14 protein-coding genes and 1 pseudogene are annotated in these 16,429 nt (G+C 66.9%); 6 read left to right on the top strand and 9 right to left on the bottom strand.

Features of this window, described 5'->3' with window-relative positions; all coding sequences use genetic code 11:
* The 4 genes from KBY78_RS08275 to KBY78_RS08260 all read right to left on the bottom strand — a co-directional run.
* Positions 1-832 (bottom strand): SLC13 family permease (locus tag KBY78_RS08275; protein WP_255143191.1); only part of this gene is annotated, 832 nt, incomplete at its 3' end.
* Complete coding sequence (locus KBY78_RS08270; protein ID WP_255143190.1) at positions 829-3,555, bottom strand: HAD-IC family P-type ATPase; 2,727 nt, start codon at positions 3,553-3,555, stop codon at positions 829-831. The genes KBY78_RS08275 and KBY78_RS08270, both read right to left, overlap by 4 nt.
* 66 nt (positions 3,556-3,621) lie before the next feature.
* Positions 3,622-6,015: a phosphoenolpyruvate synthase gene (gene ppsA, locus KBY78_RS08265; protein ID WP_255143189.1), complete on the bottom strand. Its 2,394-nt coding sequence runs from the start codon at positions 6,013-6,015 to the stop codon at positions 3,622-3,624.
* Between the two features lie 59 nt (positions 6,016-6,074).
* Positions 6,075-7,268 (bottom strand): histidine kinase, encoded by a 1,194-nt coding sequence (locus KBY78_RS08260; protein WP_255143188.1) that lies wholly within the window; start codon positions 7,266-7,268, stop codon positions 6,075-6,077.
* A gap of 94 nt (positions 7,269-7,362) precedes the next feature.
* Here KBY78_RS08260 and KBY78_RS08255 point away from each other — a divergent pair, with 94 nt between their 5' ends.
* The gene (locus KBY78_RS08255; RefSeq protein ID WP_255143187.1) at positions 7,363-8,136 is read left to right on the top strand and encodes a Tic22 family protein; all 774 of its coding nucleotides are present in this window, start codon (positions 7,363-7,365) and stop codon (positions 8,134-8,136) included.
* 36 nt (positions 8,137-8,172) lie between these two features.
* Here the strand turns inward: KBY78_RS08255 and KBY78_RS08250 are convergent, their stop codons facing one another.
* The 5 genes from KBY78_RS08250 to hemH form a co-directional block, all read right to left on the bottom strand.
* Positions 8,173-8,391, bottom strand: coding sequence for a GIVxVP protein (locus KBY78_RS08250; protein WP_255143186.1), 219 nt, complete (start codon positions 8,389-8,391; stop codon positions 8,173-8,175).
* The gene (locus KBY78_RS08245) at positions 8,388-8,774 is read right to left on the bottom strand and encodes a hypothetical protein (RefSeq protein WP_255143185.1); all 387 of its coding nucleotides are present in this window, start codon (positions 8,772-8,774) and stop codon (positions 8,388-8,390) included. Before KBY78_RS08245 ends, KBY78_RS08250 begins: the two co-directional genes overlap by 4 nt.
* Before the next feature lie 23 nt (positions 8,775-8,797).
* Positions 8,798-10,570 (bottom strand): biosynthetic-type acetolactate synthase large subunit, encoded by a 1,773-nt coding sequence (gene ilvB, locus KBY78_RS08240; RefSeq protein WP_399215561.1) that lies wholly within the window; start codon positions 10,568-10,570, stop codon positions 8,798-8,800.
* 184 nt (positions 10,571-10,754) lie between these two features.
* Positions 10,755-11,306 carry a M23 family metallopeptidase gene (locus tag KBY78_RS08235; RefSeq protein WP_006171198.1) on the bottom strand — a complete coding sequence of 184 codons (552 nt, stop codon included), beginning with the start codon at positions 11,304-11,306 and terminating at the stop codon, positions 10,755-10,757.
* A gap of 25 nt (positions 11,307-11,331) precedes the next feature.
* Positions 11,332-12,507 carry a ferrochelatase gene (gene hemH, locus KBY78_RS08230; protein WP_255143184.1) on the bottom strand — a complete coding sequence of 392 codons (1,176 nt, stop codon included), beginning with the start codon at positions 12,505-12,507 and terminating at the stop codon, positions 11,332-11,334.
* Positions 12,508-12,698: 191 nt separating this feature from the next.
* Between hemH and KBY78_RS08225 the strand changes: the two genes are divergently transcribed.
* From KBY78_RS08225 to KBY78_RS08205, 5 genes and pseudogenes are all read left to right on the top strand, one after another.
* Positions 12,699-13,820: a site-specific integrase gene (locus KBY78_RS08225; protein ID WP_255143183.1), complete on the top strand. Its 1,122-nt coding sequence runs from the start codon at positions 12,699-12,701 to the stop codon at positions 13,818-13,820.
* Positions 13,821-13,867: 47 nt separating this feature from the next.
* Positions 13,868-14,545 carry a cob(I)yrinic acid a,c-diamide adenosyltransferase gene (cobO, locus tag KBY78_RS08220; protein WP_255143182.1) on the top strand — a complete coding sequence of 226 codons (678 nt, stop codon included), beginning with the start codon at positions 13,868-13,870 and terminating at the stop codon, positions 14,543-14,545.
* 80 nt (positions 14,546-14,625) lie between these two features.
* A pseudogene (gene pyrH / locus KBY78_RS08215) lies at positions 14,626-15,287 on the top strand (UMP kinase).
* A gap of 24 nt (positions 15,288-15,311) precedes the next feature.
* Positions 15,312-15,851 carry a ribosome recycling factor gene (frr, locus tag KBY78_RS08210; protein ID WP_255143181.1) on the top strand — a complete coding sequence of 180 codons (540 nt, stop codon included), beginning with the start codon at positions 15,312-15,314 and terminating at the stop codon, positions 15,849-15,851.
* Positions 15,852-15,853: 2 nt separating this feature from the next.
* Positions 15,854-16,429 (top strand): FAD-dependent oxidoreductase (locus KBY78_RS08205; RefSeq protein ID WP_255143180.1); only part of this gene is annotated, 576 nt, incomplete at its 3' end.

Here is a 16,429-nt window from a genome sequence, read left to right as displayed (position 1 = left end):
CGGGCCGGGAGAGCAGGCGTTCCACACTGATCATGCGGCTGCGTTGCCCCCCCACCAGGCTCACCGTCGCCCCCGCCAATGCCGTGCCCTCGGGCCTGAGTGGAATCGGCAGCCCCTCACCCCAGAGGAACAGCGGCAGCATCACCAGCACGACCAGCAGCAGCAGGGTGAAGGCCCAGGGATGGAGCAGCCGTGGCGCTTCCAGCTGCAGGGCAGGCAGCCGCAGTCTCCAGGTGCTGCGGTACAGCCAGGGCAGGGTGAGCAGCACCATCAACAGACTGAGGGCGCCGGCGCTGGCCACCTGCTGCCCGTAGGCGAGGAAGCCCAGGCCGATCTGGCTGGCCACCAGGTAGGTGGCTGGATCGCCGATCACGGTCAGCAAGCCGGCGCTGTTGGCCGTGAGCACCAGCAGAATCAGCAGCGGGCGCGGATCCAGGTCCAATTCCCTGGCCAGCGGCGGCAGCAACGGGCCGATCAGCAACACCGTGGCGGCATTCGGCAACCAGGCACAAATGGCGCTGGTGAGCAGCACCAGGCCGAGCAGCAGCCTCCGCCCTTCACCCTGGGATGCCTTCATCAGGCGATGGGCCAGCACGGGGAAAGCCCCGGTGGCCTCCAGGGCCTGCACCACCACCATCATTCCGAACAGCAGTGTGAGCGTGCCCTGGGCCTGGGCCACGCTGCTGGCCGCCTCCGGCAGGCTGATCACACCGGTGAAGATCACCAGGGACGCCCCCAGCAGAGCCGCCGCCGTGAACTGGGTCAGACCGGTGGCGGTGGCCATGAGCACGGCCACCGCCGTGGCCAGGGCAATCCAGGCCTGGGGGCTCAAGCTCTGCGCTCCACAGGCACCAGCTCACGTCCCGTTGGATCAGTGGTGGGATCCAGCCGTTGTCCAGCCAGGGCCACAGGCAGCATCGGCAGCATCGGCAGAGCGCAGATCAGCCACTGCTTCAGGCTCAGGGCCTCGGTTCCAAAGAGCTGGTTCATCCACGCCAGCTGACTGAAGGTCACCTGAAGCATCAGGGCCAGAGCCAGACCCAGCAGCAGCACCGGAGCCTGAGTCAGCTGGCCCCATCCCCTCTCGCCGAGGCGGTGGAGCCCCTTGCTCACCTGGCTGATGCTGAGCAGATAGACCATCTGGGCCAGCACCAGCCCCTGCACCGCCATGGTGCGGGCGCCGGCCAGATCAAGGCCATCGTGGCGCCCCCAGGCGAAGAGGCTGAAGATCAGGGCCCAGTTGAACATCGACACCAGCAGAATTCGCTGGATCAGTCCGCCTGTGAGCAGGGGTTGACGCGGAGGCCTGGGCGGCTGGAGCATCAACCCTTCGCACCTGGGCTCAAAAGCCAGCGGCACCGACATCGTCAGCGAGCTCACCATGTTCAGCCAGAGCACCTGCAGCGCCGTGACGGGCAACTCCAGGCCCAGCAGCGCGGCCAGCAGGATGGTCATCGAGGCGGCCCCGTTCACCGGCAACACGAAGGCCAGTGATTTGCGCAGGTTCAGGTAAACGGCGCGACCCTCCTCCACGGCGGCCTCGATCGTGGCGAAGTTGTCGTCGGTGAGCAGCATGTCGGCGGCTTCCCGGGCCACTTCGGTGCCACCTCTGCCCATGGCGATGCCAATATCAGCCTGCTTCAGGGCCGGGGCGTCGTTGACCCCATCGCCGGTCATGGCCACGATTTCACCGTTGGCCTGCAGCGCCCGCACCAGCTCGAGTTTCTGGGCCGGGGCCACCCGGGCGAACACATCCAGACGCTCCACGCTGCTGGCCAGGCTGTCGGGCGCAAGCCGGGTGAGGGCCGGGCCATCGAGGCCTTCCAGGGGGCCGTCTCCGCTGCCCAGGCCGATCTGGCCGGCGATCGCCAGGGCTGTCTCAAGGTGATCGCCGGTGATCATCTTCACCCGGATGCCCGCGGCGCGGCAGGCTGCCACGGCCGCGATCACCTCAGGCCTGGGGGGATCGAGCATCCCCTGCAGACCCACGAACTGCAGGCCCCGGGCCACATGGTGTTCCTCGAGGCTGGGTTGCTGGGGCTGCGCCAAGCCCACCGCAAAAGCCAGCACTCGCTGGCCGCGGCCAGCCATCGAGGCCACAGCCTCATGAATGGCCTCGTCATCAAGGGGCTCATCGCTGCCAGTGGCATTCAGCTGGCTGAGGCAGCGGGGCAGCACCGCCTCCACCGAGCCCTTCACCAGGATGCGTGCACTCCCGTGCAGGGTGGCCATGTACTGCCGTTCGGACTCGAACGGAATCGCATCCCGCCGGGGGTGCTCGATCAGGCTGCGCTCATGATCCAGGCCGGCGGAGCGGGCCGCGACCAGCAGCGCCGTTTCCGTGGGGTCCCCCACCAGCCCGCCCTCCTCACTGTGGCGGGCGTCATTGCAGAGCAACCCCGCCAGGAGGGTTTCGCCCATGGCCCGGTTGGCCACCAGGGACTCCTGGTCCCAGAGGCTTTCGAGCGTGCACAGGTCGCCTGCGGCGTAGATCTCCCGCACCAGCATCCTGTTCTGGGTGAGGGTGCCGGTTTTGTCAGAGCAGATCACCGTGGTACTGCCAAGGGCTTCCACGGCCGGCAGCTTGCGGATGATCGCGTTGCGCCGGGCCATGCGCTTGACGCCGATCGCCAGGGTGACGGTCACGATCGCCGGCAGCTCCTCGGGGATCGCCCCCACGGCCAGGGCCACGGCCCCGTCGAACATCTCAGCGGAACTCCGTTGCCGGATCAGACCCACCGCAAAGGTGAGGGCGGCCAGCACCAGGATCAGCTTCAGCAGCGTCTGGCTGAAACGCTGGAATTTGCGGGTGAGTGGGGTGCTCAGGCTCTGGCGCTGACGCAGCACCGTGGAGATCTGACCCACTTCGCTGGCTCCGGCGCAGGCCACCACCAGCCCTGTGGCCTGACCAGCGGTGACGAAGCTGCCGGCATGAGCCATGCCAAGGCGATCCCCCAGGGCGGCATCCACAGGCGCCGCCTGAGCCGATTTCGACACCGGCAGGGATTCCCCCGTGAGCGCCGATTCATCCAGCCGCAGTTCACGCACCTGAAGCAGGCGCAGGTCAGCGGGCACCCTGGCGCCAGCGCTCAGCCGCACCAGATCGCCGATCACCAGCTGCTCGGAGGGCAGGCGGAGCTCCCGTCCGCCACGCACCGCATCCACCTGCGTACGCACCGACTGGGCCAGTGCCGCGATCGAGGACTCGGCCCGATCCTCCTGCACGAAGCCGATCACCGCATTGATCAGCGTCACGCTCCAGATCACCAGCGCTTCGCCGAGGGAGTCGATCCAGAGCTTGATCAGGCCCGTGACCAGCAGGGTGTAAAGCAGCGGATTGTGGAACTGGTCAAGAAAGCGGAGCCAGCCTGGCCGCCCCGGTAGCGCCGTGAGCTGATTGGGACCGAAGCGGGAGAGGCGCCGGGCCGCTTCCTCGTCGCTCAGACCTCGCTCGGGATCGCTGCCCAGCCGGGTCACCAGCGCAGCGCCTTCAAGGGCGTGAAACGGTAGATCCTGGTGGTTCTCGTCCCACAGACGGGTAGTCGGGCCTGACATGAAACAGCGCGACGAGAGGTGACGCTATCGGCCCCTCCTCCCGACCGACTCAAACCTGCTGTCGCTTCAGCTGGAAGCCGCCAGTTCAGCCTCGATCGCGGCGATCGCCAACCGGGTGGCGATCACCGCATCGGGGTTGAGGCTGATCGAATTGATGCCTTCGTTCACCAGAAAGCGGGCGAATTCTGGGTAGTCACTGGGGGCCTGGCCGCAGAGGCCGATCGGACGGCCGCAGCGGTGGGCGGTTTGGATGGCGAGGTGGATCATCTCCTGAACGATCGGATGACGTTCATCGAAGAGGTCGGCCACCAGGGAGGAGTCACGGTCGATGCCGAGGGTGAGCTGGGTGAGGTCGTTGGTGCCGATCGAGAAACCATCGAAATGCTGCGAGAAGGCTTCAGCGCCGATCACGTTGCTGGGCAGCTCGCACATCACATACACCTTGAGATCGTCCTCCCCGCGCACCAGGCCGTGGCGGGCCATCTCCTCGAGCACCCGCTCGCCCTCCTCCGGGGTGCGGCAGAAGGGCACCATCGGAATGGTGTTGCGCAGACCCATCTGGCGGCGAACCCGCAGCAGGGCGCTGCATTCCAGGCCGAAGGCCGCCCGGAATCCCGGGGAGGTGTAGCGGGCCGCTCCCCTCCAGCCGATCATGGGATTCGCTTCGATGGGCTCAAAGGCCCTGCCACCGAGCAGGCGGGCGTACTCATTGCTCTTGAAGTCGGAGAAGCGCAAGACCACCGGTCTGGGATGGAAGGCCGCCGCGATCCGTGCCATCCCCTGGGCGAGCCGGTCCACGTAGTACTCGGTGGGGTCGTCGTAGCCGGCGGTGAGGCTGGCGATGGCCTCGCGCTCTGCTGGATCGCTCACCCGCTCATGCTGCAGCAAAGCCATCGGGTGCACCCGGATGTGGTTGGCGATGATGAACTCCAACCGGGCCAGACCAACGCCGTCGCAGGGGATGGCCGCGAAGCGGAAGGCCTTCTCCGGGTTCCCCACGTTCATCAGGATGCGGGTGCGCGTGGGTGGCAAGTGCTCCAGCTTCTGCTCCTCCTTCTCGTAGCGCAGCAGTCCCCGGTAGACCATGCCGTCTTCGCCTTCGGCGCAGCTGATCGTGATCGCTTCCCCGTCCTGGATGCGTTCGGTGGCGTCGCCACAGCCCACCACCGCGGTGATGCCCATCTCTCGGGCAATGATCGCCGCGTGGCAGGTGCGTCCCCCCTGGTTGGTGATCACCCCCCGGGCCTTCTTGAGGATCGGTTCCCAGTCGGGGTCGGTGCGCTCGGTCACCAGCAGATCGCCAACTTCGAATCGGTCGATGCCACTGGGGTTGAGGATCACCCGGGCGCGGCCACTGCTGATCGAGGCTCCGATGGCGCGTCCGTGGGTGATCAGCTCCGCATGATGGGGCTTGAGATGCCAGCGACAGAGCACCGAGCCCGACCGTCTGGATTCAACCGTTTCAGGACGGGCCTGAAGAATGAACAGCTCGCCGCTTTCTCCGTCGCGGGCCCACTCGATGTCCATCGGTGTGGCCGTCCCATGGCGGGCGCTGTAGTGGTCTTCGATCAGGCAGGCCCAACGGCCCAGGGTGAGGGCCTCTTCATCGCTGATGGCATAACGGCCGCGCTCCGACAGCGGCACGGGTTCGTTGCGCACCGTGCCGCCGTCGTCATACACCATCCGGATCGCCTTGCTGCCCAGATGCTTGCTCACGATCGCGGCATAGCCCTCCCGCAGAGTGGGCTTGAACAACAGGATTTCATCGGGATTCACAGCACCCTGAACCACGTTCTCGCCAAGGCCATAGGCCGCATTGAGCAGCACGGCGTTACGGAAGCCGGTTTCGGTGTCGATCGTGAACATCACTCCGGCGGCGCCCAGGTCGGAGCGCACCATCCGCTGCACGCCGATGGAGAGGGCCACCTCCAGGTGATCGAAGCCGTTGATCTGGCGGTAGGAGATGGCCCGATCGGTGAACAGGGAGCTGTAGCAGCGCAGGCAGGCGGCCAGCAGATCGTGTTCTCCGCGCACGTTCAGGAAGGTCTCCTGCTGGCCGGCGAAGCTGGCATCGGGCAGATCCTCCGCGGTGGCACTGGAGCGAACTGCCACAGGCCCGGCCCCCAGCTCGGCATAAGCAGCCGCCACGGCATCGACGAGCTCCGGCGGCAGTGAAGCCCCAAGGATCAGCTCCCGTGCGCGCCGACCAGCCTGCTGCAGGGCCGTGAGATCGCCGCTGTCGAGCTGGCCCAGGATGGCCCGCAGGGGGACCTCCAGGCCATTGCACTTCAGGAACAGCCGGTAAGCGGCGGCGGTGGTGGCGAAACCGCCGGGCACCCTCACGCCCTGGCTGGTCAGCTCCCGGATCATTTCCCCCAGAGAAGCGTTCTTGCCGCCCACCTCAGCAATGGCACCGATGCCCACCTCTTCAAAGAGCCGCAGCAGAGGTGCGTTGCTCATGGGGGGGGGGGGATGGTTGGGTTGGGGCCCATGGCGATCGACTCGGGCAGAGACCCAGGCTAGGAACGGCTGGCGGCCGGGTCTGCCTTCAGCGGCGTCAGCCGCAGCTCCCCGGCCGGAGGGGTGCCGGGCGCGAGGTCAAGGCGGCTGGCGGCCCCCCGCAGGGCCACCGGTTTGCCGGCCCGCCGGGCCTTGAGGGCATCGCAGAGATCGAGGGGCTTGGCCTTGGGATCGAGCCAATCCAGAGACCAGGTTCTCGTTTTCTGCCCGGCGAGAGAAGAGACCGCCACCAGCTGGCCGGTGTCGAAGCCGGCAGCCTCCACCAGCCCCGGGGCATAGCCGTGGCGTTGCTTGAAGGCCAGCTCAAACCGGTCCCAGCCCGGCCCGCGGCTGAGGGAGTCGACGCCCAACTGGGCCAGGGGCAAGGGCTCGCTCACTGGAAAGGGCCAGACCAGCGTCAGGTTCTCGGGGAGGTCGAGTTCGGCTACAGCCTTGGCCAGGGGGCTGCCCGGAGTTGTCATCACCACCAAGGAGGAGGGGGTGTACCAGCCCACGTCATCACGCAGCTGGGTCATCACCTTGGCGTCGGGTTCCACGATCGCCTCGGGGTCGTTGGTGGGGCCCACGGTCCAGCCACCGCTGCCTTCGATCGTCTCCACGAAGCGATCGGCCAGGGCCGCCTGCTCCGCTCCGCCGTCATGGATCACCATCACCTTGCCCTTGTTGTCCTCCAGCAGCCCCCTCGCCAGCCGATCGGCTTCGAGGCTCCGCGACGGCAGGACCGGCCAGATCCTGTCGGCGCCCACCTGGCTGGGCAGGCGCTGCAGGGAGTAGCCCCGTTGCAACGGCAGAAGCACGTTCACCCCCCGGCTCTGGGCGAGCCGTCCGAAGGGCAGCAGATTGACCGCAGGAGGGGCGATCAACAGCTCCGGCATCGGGACGCCGAGCAACAGGGCCTCTGGATCCTTCTCCGGCGGAAGCCAGCCCAGTCCCTGGCTTGGGGGGCGCAGGCCGCAGGCCCTGGTCTCCTCCATGGCCAGTCCGTAACCGCGGCGCAGGCCATCTCCCACCCCCGCCAGCAACCCTTCACTGGGCAGCAGCATCAGCACCTCCTGGGGAAAGGGGGTACTGGCCGCCAGGCTCTGAACTCCCACGAGCACAGCCGCCAGCCCGACACCGACGCTCCAGAGGGGAAGCCGCACCCCGTGCTCTGGGGCGGGAGGTGGCCCGCTTCCCAGTCCGCCAGTGGTCATGGCCTGTACCGTCCAGCTCAGCGAGATTACGTGCTGCTCTGTTCCTAGGTTTGATCTTCTCTTCGAGGGACGCATGCCGGGCCCCACCGCTCCAATGCTGGCTTCACTGCCCGCCTCCCCTGCGGGGTGTTCGCTTCGCCACCGCCTGATTGCTCTGCTGGCCGGCTACGCCGGACTGGTGGGCCTGCTTCAGCCACTGCCAGCGCTGGCCATTCCCCAGCAGGAGGCCATGAAGAAGCTGGCGGTGATCCCGATCTTCGTGCTCACCGATTCCAAGGGAATCCCCCTTCCCCTGCAACGGGACAAGGCCCTGGTGCTGCCTCTTTATCTCGATCGGAGCAAGGCCGAGCAGGAATTGGCTGCCTTTCTCAAGGCCAACCCCACCATCAAGGCCGGGGTGCTGCCCATGCCAATGAATGTGGCCCTGGAGCGAGTCCAGGAGCTCAACAAGTCGTTGAAGGACCGCAAGCTGCTCTCACCGGTGATTCCCACATCCTCCGATCTGAGCCAGGCCCGAAGCCTGCTGAGCAAGCAGGGCCTCGATCAGAAGGCGATTCAGGAGGGTCTCTCCGTGCCTGTGTTTTTCACCAAGCCGCTGATCACCGTCAAGACGCCTCAGGGGGAGCGCGGGCTCTTTTTCTTCGACTACGCCTCGCTGCAAAAGGCGATGGCCAGCATCCCCGACCGCAACAAACTCACCGTTCAGGCTGCTGATCTCAGCGCCGTGATGGATCAGATCGTCAAACAGACCAAGGACACCTACGCCTTCTATCCAACACCGGAGTACTTCCGGTTGGTGGAGCAGCAATCCAGAACCAAAGGGGCTGGCCCAACTGGCTCTCCGCCGCCGGTGGCCCCACGCCGCTGAAACCGATCAGGACGGGGCTGCGGCTGCCCGTCTCGCCTACGGGGCAGTGTTGTCATCCGGTTCGGCCTCCGGTTGCCCCTCCGGCAGCAGCTGGGTGAGCAGGCCTCCGGCCAGGAGCAACGCAGCGATACCCAGGGCCAGGGGGCGATTGGCGTCCGAGCCATCACCGTTCCAGAGTGCGGCGCTGAGGAAGGCCCCTCCAAGCAACAGGGTCGGCACCAGCACAATTCCCTTCGCGGTGCGGTTCAAGCTCATAATTCCTTGGGGTCGTCCTCGCTGGACGGACAGCCTTCTGGGCGAATCAGCGACGGCAAGGGCTGGGCCAGGCCGGCACTGACCAGGCCTGAGCCCAGGTCATCCCCTCCCCTCAACACCTGAACACGGGCGAGCAGCACCCCGTCAGCGGAGCCCAGCGGACGCAGATTCACGCGAGTGCGACGTGGCAGTTCCTGGCGCAGCCAGTCTTCGGCGGCTCCTGACTGCTCGGGAGTCACGCTGATGCAGCCCAGCTGCACCGGGTAGCTGCGGTTCTGATCGCCCACCTGGAGCAGCACACCACTGCGCACCTGCAACACCTCTGCGGCGGCAGCCGGCAGGGCAGCGAGGGGATCGAGCAGCAGGCCCATCGCCAGGATCAAGGCCAGGAGCAGAGGAAGGGGGATCAGAGCTTGGCGCCGCAGCTGGGGCAGAAGAGATGGGCGCTTTCGGTACTGAAGCCACAAGAGCCGCATTGGCGGGTGGTGTCGATGGCCAGTTCTGGATGGCTGGGAAGACCGACCATCTGAGCGTTGCTGGCGCCGGGGGGCACCATCGGGTAGCAGTTCTCGTTGCGGCGCACACGCACGTCGATCAGAGCGGGACCTGGATGGGCCAGGGCCTCGGCCAGCTGTTCGCGCAAGCTGGCCCGCTCGCTGATCCCCACCCCTCTCACACCGAAGGCTTCGGCCAGCCGTGGGAAATCAGGCATCCCACGGGTCATCTCCGAGGCGGAGTAACGCTCGCCGTAGAAACTCTCCTGCCACTGCCTCACCATCCCCTGCCAGCCGTTGTTGAGGATCACCACCTTCACGGGCAGGTCGTACTGGGAGAGGGTGCCCAGTTCCTGGATGTTCATCAGGATGCTGGCGTCGCCGGCCACGCAGATCACCTGGTCGTCAGGGAAGGCCACCTGCACACCCATGGCCGCCGGCAGTCCGAAGCCCATGGTGCCCAGGCCGCTGCTGCTGATCCAGTGGCGCGGTGGGTTGTTCAGATACTGGGCGGCCCACATCTGGTGCTGACCGACATCCGTGGTGACGAAGGCGTCAGGGGCCAGGTCGCGCAGGGCCATCACGACCTCCTGGGGGGCGATGGCCCCTTCCGGGGTGGGGATCACCAGCGGGTAATGACGCTTCCAGCGGCTGATGCGCTCCAGCCAGGGACCCGTGCGTCCGTTGTCGCTCTCCCCGACTGAGGCCTCCAGAAGGGCCTCCAGCGCCAGGCGCACATCAGAGACGATCGGCACCTCCGGCAGGCGGTTCTTGCCCACCTCAGCCGCATCGATGTCGATGTGGATCACCTGGGCGCGGGGAGCGAAGCTGTCGAGACGCCCGGTGACCCGGTCGTCGAAGCGGGCGCCGGCGGCGATCAGCAGATCGCACTCGGTGACCGCGAAGTTCGCGTAGGCGGTGCCGTGCATCCCCAGCATGCCCACCGCCAGTGGATGGCGCTCATCAAAGGCCCCCTTGCCCATCAAGGTGGTGGTGACCGGCAGCTGGAAACGCTCGGCCAGGGCGATCAGGGAGGTGTGGGCGCCGGAGCTGATGGCGCCGCCACCCACATACAGCAATGGGCGGCGAGCCTGGCGGATCAGCTCGATCGCCTGGGCGATCGCCTCAGGGGCGGGACCACCGGGCACCTGGTAGCCCGCCGGGATGGCCGTGCCCGGCTCCACGGGGGTGTAGTCGAACTCCTCGAGCCCCACATCCTTGGGGACATCAATCAGCACCGGACCAGGGCGGCCCGTGGAGGCGATCAGGAAAGCCTCGGCCACGATCCGGCCGATGTCGGCGGGGTCGCGCACCACCCAGGAGTGCTTCACGATCGGCAGGGTGATGCCGAAGATGTCGGTTTCCTGGAAGGCGTCGGTACCGATGGCGGCGCGGGGCACCTGACCGGTGATCACCACCATCGGCACCGAATCCATCTGGGCCGTGGCGATGCCGGTGACCAGATTCGTGGCGCCGGGCCCGGAGGTGCCGAAGCAGACCCCCACCCGGCCGGTGGGCCGGGCATAGGCATCTGCGGCGTGGGTGCCCCCCTGTTCGTGCCGCACCAGCACATGCTTCAACCAGCCCCGGCTCTCGGCCTTGTGCAGCGCGTCGTAGATGGGCAGGATCGCTCCGCCTGGGTAGCCGAACACATCGGTGACGCCGTGGCGATGGAGCGCATCCATCAGGGCATCAGCACCGCTCAGCCGCCCGGGAACGATGGGGGCAACCGCCTCAGCGGGAATCGGGTGTTGATCGCCTGGAGAGGACCCTGCTGTATGGGCTGCGGGGTTGACAGTTGTCGAGGGCACGGTGGTCACGGTCACGGTGGCGGGCAACACACGTAACGAAGACCGTCAGCGTAGGAGCTCACTTCCGACCTTGGGAGAACTGTTGCGGGGACTGTGGCTGCAACCGCCGGCCGCGCACCATAGCCCGGAGAATCAGGCCCGGATCGAGCCAGGTGCCCCGGTAGCGGATTCCCCAGTGCAGGTGGGGGCCCGTGGTACGGCCGCTCAGGCCCACATGAGCGATCAGCTGGCCAGCCCGCACCCGTTGGCCGGGGCGCAGCAGCACCGGGCCACTGGCATAGGTGCCGCCATGCGCCGCTCCGGCCAGGTGGCAGTACATGTGCTCGTAGTCGCCAGAGCGGATCACCACCCCCACTCCACAGCTTCCGTCATGGAAGACGTCGGCCACAGTGCCAGCCCACCAGTTGCGGATCGGCGAACCGAGCGGCGCGGCGATGTCGAGGCCGGAATGCATCTCCCTGCCGCCACCTGGACCGGTCCGGCGGCCGAAATGACTGGTGTAGCCAGCGAAGTGGACGATCGGGAACACCCCCCGGGCCCAGCGCAGTTCCGCTCGGGCCGGCTGGGGAGTCAGACCCAGATCAAAGGCCAGGCCTAGCTGCAGACTCACCAGGCCGGCCAGGAGTCCACGAGGTCTAGAGGAGACCGATGGCATGAAGCGGACCCCGGCCACTCAACAGCTCCAGTAGAAAAGCCGAAAAACCAAGCATGGCCAGGCGTCCATTCCAGACCTCGGAGCTGTTGTTCCACCCCCAGGCCCACTTGTCCTGGGGGTAGAGCTTCACCTGGGTGGGCAGGGAGGCGGCCTGATCCAGGTTCACTTCGGGGCCGGCCAGGGCCAGTTGCACCAGATCAGCCAGACCCTTGATGAAGGTGGGGTAGGTGTCAAGAGCGGGCACGCGCACGAAGTTGCTGATGCCGGCTTCAGTGGCGATTTCCCGGTATTCGATGTCAATTTCCTCGAGGGTCTCGATGTGCTCGCTCACGAAGCTGATCGGCACCACCACCAACTCCTGGACCCCCTCCTCACCAAGCCGCACCAGGGCTTCGTCGGTGTAGGGCTTGAGCCACTCCACCGGACCCACCCGGCTCTGATAGGCCAGGGTGTGGGGATTCCCATGGCCGAGCAGTTGTTCCAGCTTGGCCATCACCAGAGTGGAGCAGGCTTCGATCTCCTGCTGATAGGGATCACCGGCTTCCTCCACGTAGCTCTTGGGCACGCCGTGGGCGCTGAAGAACACGTGGGCGGAGGCGGGGTCGTGGCAGCTGCGCACCCCAGCGGCGATCAGCTCGGCCATCGCCAGCACGTAGCCGGGATGGTCGTACCAGCTGCGGATGCAGCGGATCGGCAATTTGCTGAAGGCGGGATCGGCCTGGCGCAGGCGCTGCAGTTCGCGGAAGCTCGAACCGCTGGTGCTGATCGAGAAGTGGGGATAGAGCGGCAGCACCACCACTTGATCCACCGAATTCGCTTTGATGTCGTCCACGGCCGACTCTGTGAACGGGTGGCAGTAGCGCATCGCCACATAGGTGGTGGCCTGGACGCCCTGCTGGCGCAGCTCACTCTGGAGCTCGCGGGCCTGCTGCTCGGTGATGCGGCGCAGGGGGGAGCCACCGCCGATGGCGCGGTAGGCCTCCTTGGATTTGTTGCTGCGCAGGGTGCTGATCAGCCAGGCCAGGGGCTTCTGCAGCAGGGGGGTGGGCAGCCGGATGATCTCCGGATCAGCAAACAGGTTGTAGAGAAAGGGGCCGACGTCTTCGATGCGCTCAGGCCCGCCGAGGTTCAGCAGCAAGACGCCGACCCTGGCCATACCTGAACTGATCCACTGATTGGCTCAGAGCGTAACCCTGCTGGTGCCCGCTGGCGGTAGGCGGCACTGATCGATAACGTCGGCGCGCCCATCGCCGCCATGGCGGCCGACCCACCGTCTGGTGGCGGCCACCGGCTCCCACTGCCCTGACCCCTGCCCTGACCCCTTCCCTTGCCGCGATTGATGCCGCATTGAGCCAGGAGAATGCCCGCCTGGCGGCCAGCGGCCTGGCCCTGCGACTGGAGCGACGGGGGGGGCGGCTGGCCCTGCGCGGTCCGCTGCCCTGTCCACGGGGAGGCCCCCAGCGGGTGCAGCGCCTGAGCCTGGGCCTGGAGGCCAGCCCCAGTGGCCTGAACCAGGCCCGGCGGGAACTGAAACGGGTGAGCCAGGCCCTGCGCCAGCGTCGCTTCGACTGGGGGGACTGGGGCCGACCCACAGCAGCGGCTTCGGCGCTGGAGCGGCTCGAGGACTTCGAGAAAGCCTTTTTCAGCGATCCCCGCCGCCGCCGCAATCCCGCCGGAAGCCGCACCACCTGGAGTGCCGCCTACCAGCCTTACCTGCGCAGGCTGCGAGCCCGGCTGGAGCAGGGGGAGCCCCTCGACAGCGAGCAGCTGGTGCAGGTTCTGGAGGCGTATCCCCCTGCCAGCCGCAGCCGTCAGCAGTGCGGCACCGCCCTGGCGGCCCTGGCCCGCCAGCTGGAGCTGCCCCTTCCCGTCGACTGGCGCGAGCGGGCCGCCGGCTATGGCCTGCACCAGGCCCAGTACCGGCGTCTGCCCAGCGATGCCCAGCTGCTGGAATGGGTGGAGCGCATTCCCAACCCCCGTTGGCGGCTGGTGTACGGCCTGATGGCCACCTATGGCCTTCGCAACCACGAGGTGTTCTTCGCGGATCTCTCCGCTCTGGCCCAGGGTGGCGACCGGGTGATCCGGGTGCTGCCCACCACCAAGACCGGTGAGCACCAGGTGTGGCCCTTCCAGCCCGAATGGGTGGACCGTTTCGATCTGGCCCCCCTTGGCGAGAGCGGCGACAGGCTCCCCGCTGTCTGCACCGACCTCAGGCGCACCACCCTGCAGCAGGTGGGCCGTCGGGTGGCCGAGCAGTTTCGCCGTTACGAGCTCCCCTGCACCCCCTACGACCTGCGCCATGCCTGGGCCGTGCGCACCATCCACATCGGCCTGCCCGACACGGTGGCGGCGCGGATGATGGGCCACTCGGTGGCGATCCACACCCGCACCTACCACCACTGGATCACCCGTCGGGACCAGCAGCAGGCCGTGGATGCGGCCCTGGCCCGCCAGCGACTGACCCTCTGAGCCAGCCAGCGCGCCAGAGTGCCCAGCGGTTGCCGAGCTCAGCGTCCATGTCCGACTCTCCTGCGGCCGACCCGCTCGATCAGGTGGTTGCAGAGCTGGGGCCCGGCGGGGATCTCGCCCCCGAGCGCGACGCCGAGGCCTACCGCCGCCGCATGCAACGGCGCCGGGAGGTGCAGCAGCAGCGGGTGGGGGAACGCAGCCTTGAGAAGGGGCTGGTGCTGGTGTTCACCGGAGATGGCAAGGGCAAGACCACGGCTGCCCTTGGTCTGGTGCTGCGAACCCTGGGTCATGGCGAGGGGGTGGCGGTGGTGCAGTTCATCAAGGGAGGCTGGCAGCCGGGGGAAGCCCGGGCCCTGCAGCTCTTCGGTGATGATCTGGCCTGGCATGCCCTCGGAGAGGGCTTCACCTGGGAGACCCAGGACAGGGAGCGGGACCGGCAGCTGGTGCAGCAGGCCTGGCAGCGGTCCCTGGCGTATCTCGCGGATCCCGCTCGCAAGCTGGTGGTGCTCGATGAGGTCAACGTGGCCCTCAAACTGGGCTATCTCGAGCTGGATCAGGTGCTGGAGGGCCTCGATCTCCGCCCGGAGCTCAGCCACGTGGCCCTCACGGGCCGGGGGGCTCCCCAGGGCCTGGTCGACCGGGCCGATCTCGTGACCGAGATGAAGCTGGTGCGCCATCCCTTCCGCGAGCAGGGGGTGAAAGCCCAGGCCGGCATCGAGTTCTGAACCTTGCAGGCGCCACTTCAGCGATTGCGGGAGCGCTTGCTACTCTGCCGCCGACTGTGTTCGCCGTGCGCGGAATTCCGATGGCTTACCAGCGCGTTCTGCTCAAACTCAGCGGCGAGGCGCTGATGGGGGAGCAGGGCTACGGCATCGATCCCGCCATCGTCCAGGCCATTGCGGCGGATGTGTCGGCGGTGGTCAACACCGGCAAGGAACTGGCCATCGTGGTGGGAGGAGGAAACATCTTCCGCGGCCTCAAGGGTTCCTCGGCCGGCATGGACCGGGCCACCGCCGACTATGTGGGCATGCTCGCCACCGTGATGAACGCCATCACGCTCCAGGACGCCCTGGAGCGTGATGGCGTTCCCACCCGTGTCCAGACCGCCATCGCCATGCAGGAGATCGCCGAGCCCTACATCCGGCGCCGAGCCATTCGTCATCTTGAGAAGGGGCGGGTGGTGGTGTTCGGCGCCGGTTGCGGTAACCCTTTCTTCACCTCAAGGCCACAAAAGTGGACGGGGTGTATGACAAGGATCCGGCCTGCCATCCCGACGCCATCCGCTACGACCAGCTCACCTTTCAGGACGTGCTCAGCGGTGAGCTGGCCGTCATGGACAGCACCGCCATCGCCCTCTGCAAGGACAACGCCATCCCGATTGTGGTCTTCGACCTGTTCGGGCCCGGCAACATCGGCCGCGCCATTGCCGGCGAGCCGATCGGCACCCGCATCGTTCCTGCCGGCTGACCCCGGTCAATCCCCGCAACGCCCATGGATCTCGACGCCAGCATGCGCAAGTCGCTGGAAGCCACCCAGCGCACCTTCAACACCATTCGCACCGGGCGGGCCAATCCCTCGCTGCTCGACAAGATCACCATTGAGTACTACGGCGCCGAAACACCCCTGCGTTCGGTGGCCAGCCTCTCCACCCCCGATTTCCAGACGATCCAGATCCAGCCCTTCGACAGCGCAGCGATGGCGTCGATCGAGAAGGCCATTGCCATGAGTGATCTGGGCCTCACCCCCAACAACGATGGCCGTCTGATCCGCATCAATATCCCCCCGTTGACGGCTGACCGACGCAAGGAGTTCTGCAAACTCGCCTCCCGCTACGCCGAAGACGGCAAGGTGGCCCTGCGCAACATCCGCCGCGACGCGATCGAGAAGATCAAGAAACAGGAGAAAGACGGGGAGCTCTCCGAAGATCAGAGCCGCGATGAGCAGGAGAAGGTGCAGAAGCTCACCGACCGCTTCATCGTCGAACTGGAGAAAAGCCTCGCGGAGAAGGAAGCCGACATCCTCAAGGTCTGAGCGTGGCCAGCTCTGCAGCCGGGTCAGGCTTTGATGCCGATGTGATCGTGGTCGGCGCGGGCGCGTCTGGGGCGGCGGCGGCCTACCACCTGGCCGCTCGGGGCTGGAAGGTGAAGCTTCTTGAGGCAGGAACCCTGCCCCGGCCGAAGCCCTGTGGTGGTGGCATGGCCGCCTCCGTGCAGGCCCTCTTCCCGTTCGATCTCACCCCGGCCGTCGATCGGGTGATCACCAAAGTGCGCTTCACCTGGTGCCTGGAGGATCCCGTGATCGCCGAGCTGCCTGGGGAGGCACCCTTCTGGATCGTTCGCCGCTCACGCCTGGATCACTTTCTGGCGGAGCAGGCGGTTGACTGCGGTGCTGATCTGCTTGAGGGCACCGCCGTGGAAGCGATCACCCGGGAGGAGAATCACTGGTGCGTGCAGACCTCAGCGGGAGGCTCGCTCAACTCCAGGGCTGTGGTGATCGCCGATGGGGCTCGCTCAGTCTTAGGCCAACGGCTGGGGCTGGGTTCGCTTAAGCCTCGCTTCGCCTCAACTGTGTCGGTGGAGGTAGAGGGTGAAGTGCAGGAGCCCGACACG

The organism is Synechococcus sp. EJ6-Ellesmere, from assembly GCF_024345875.1.
Lineage (GTDB): Bacteria > Cyanobacteriota > Cyanobacteriia > PCC-6307 > Cyanobiaceae > Regnicoccus_A > Regnicoccus_A antarcticus.
This window is presented reverse-complemented; position numbering and strand designations above follow the sequence as displayed.

Excerpts from the sequence above, each read along its gene's own strand:
- KBY78_RS08270 (WP_255143190.1), bottom strand. The coding sequence starts at position 3,555 with ATGTCAGGCCCGACTACCCGTCTGTGGGACGAGAACCACCAGGATCTA.
- ppsA (WP_255143189.1), bottom strand. The coding sequence starts at position 6,015 with ATGAGCAACGCACCTCTGCTGCGGCTCTTTGAAGAGGTGGGCATCGGT.
- KBY78_RS08260 (WP_255143188.1), bottom strand. The coding sequence starts at position 7,268 with ATGACCACTGGCGGACTGGGAAGCGGGCCACCTCCCGCCCCAGAGCAC.
- KBY78_RS08255 (WP_255143187.1), top strand. The coding sequence starts at position 7,363 with ATGCTGGCTTCACTGCCCGCCTCCCCTGCGGGGTGTTCGCTTCGCCAC.
- KBY78_RS08250 (WP_255143186.1), bottom strand. The coding sequence starts at position 8,391 with ATGAGCTTGAACCGCACCGCGAAGGGAATTGTGCTGGTGCCGACCCTG.
- ilvB (WP_399215561.1), bottom strand. The coding sequence starts at position 10,570 with ATGGATGCGCTCCATCGCCACGGCGTCACCGATGTGTTCGGCTACCCA.
- hemH (WP_255143184.1), bottom strand. The coding sequence starts at position 12,507 with ATGGCCAGGGTCGGCGTCTTGCTGCTGAACCTCGGCGGGCCTGAGCGC.
- cobO (WP_255143182.1), top strand. The coding sequence starts at position 13,868 with ATGTCCGACTCTCCTGCGGCCGACCCGCTCGATCAGGTGGTTGCAGAG.
- frr (WP_255143181.1), top strand. The coding sequence starts at position 15,312 with ATGGATCTCGACGCCAGCATGCGCAAGTCGCTGGAAGCCACCCAGCGC.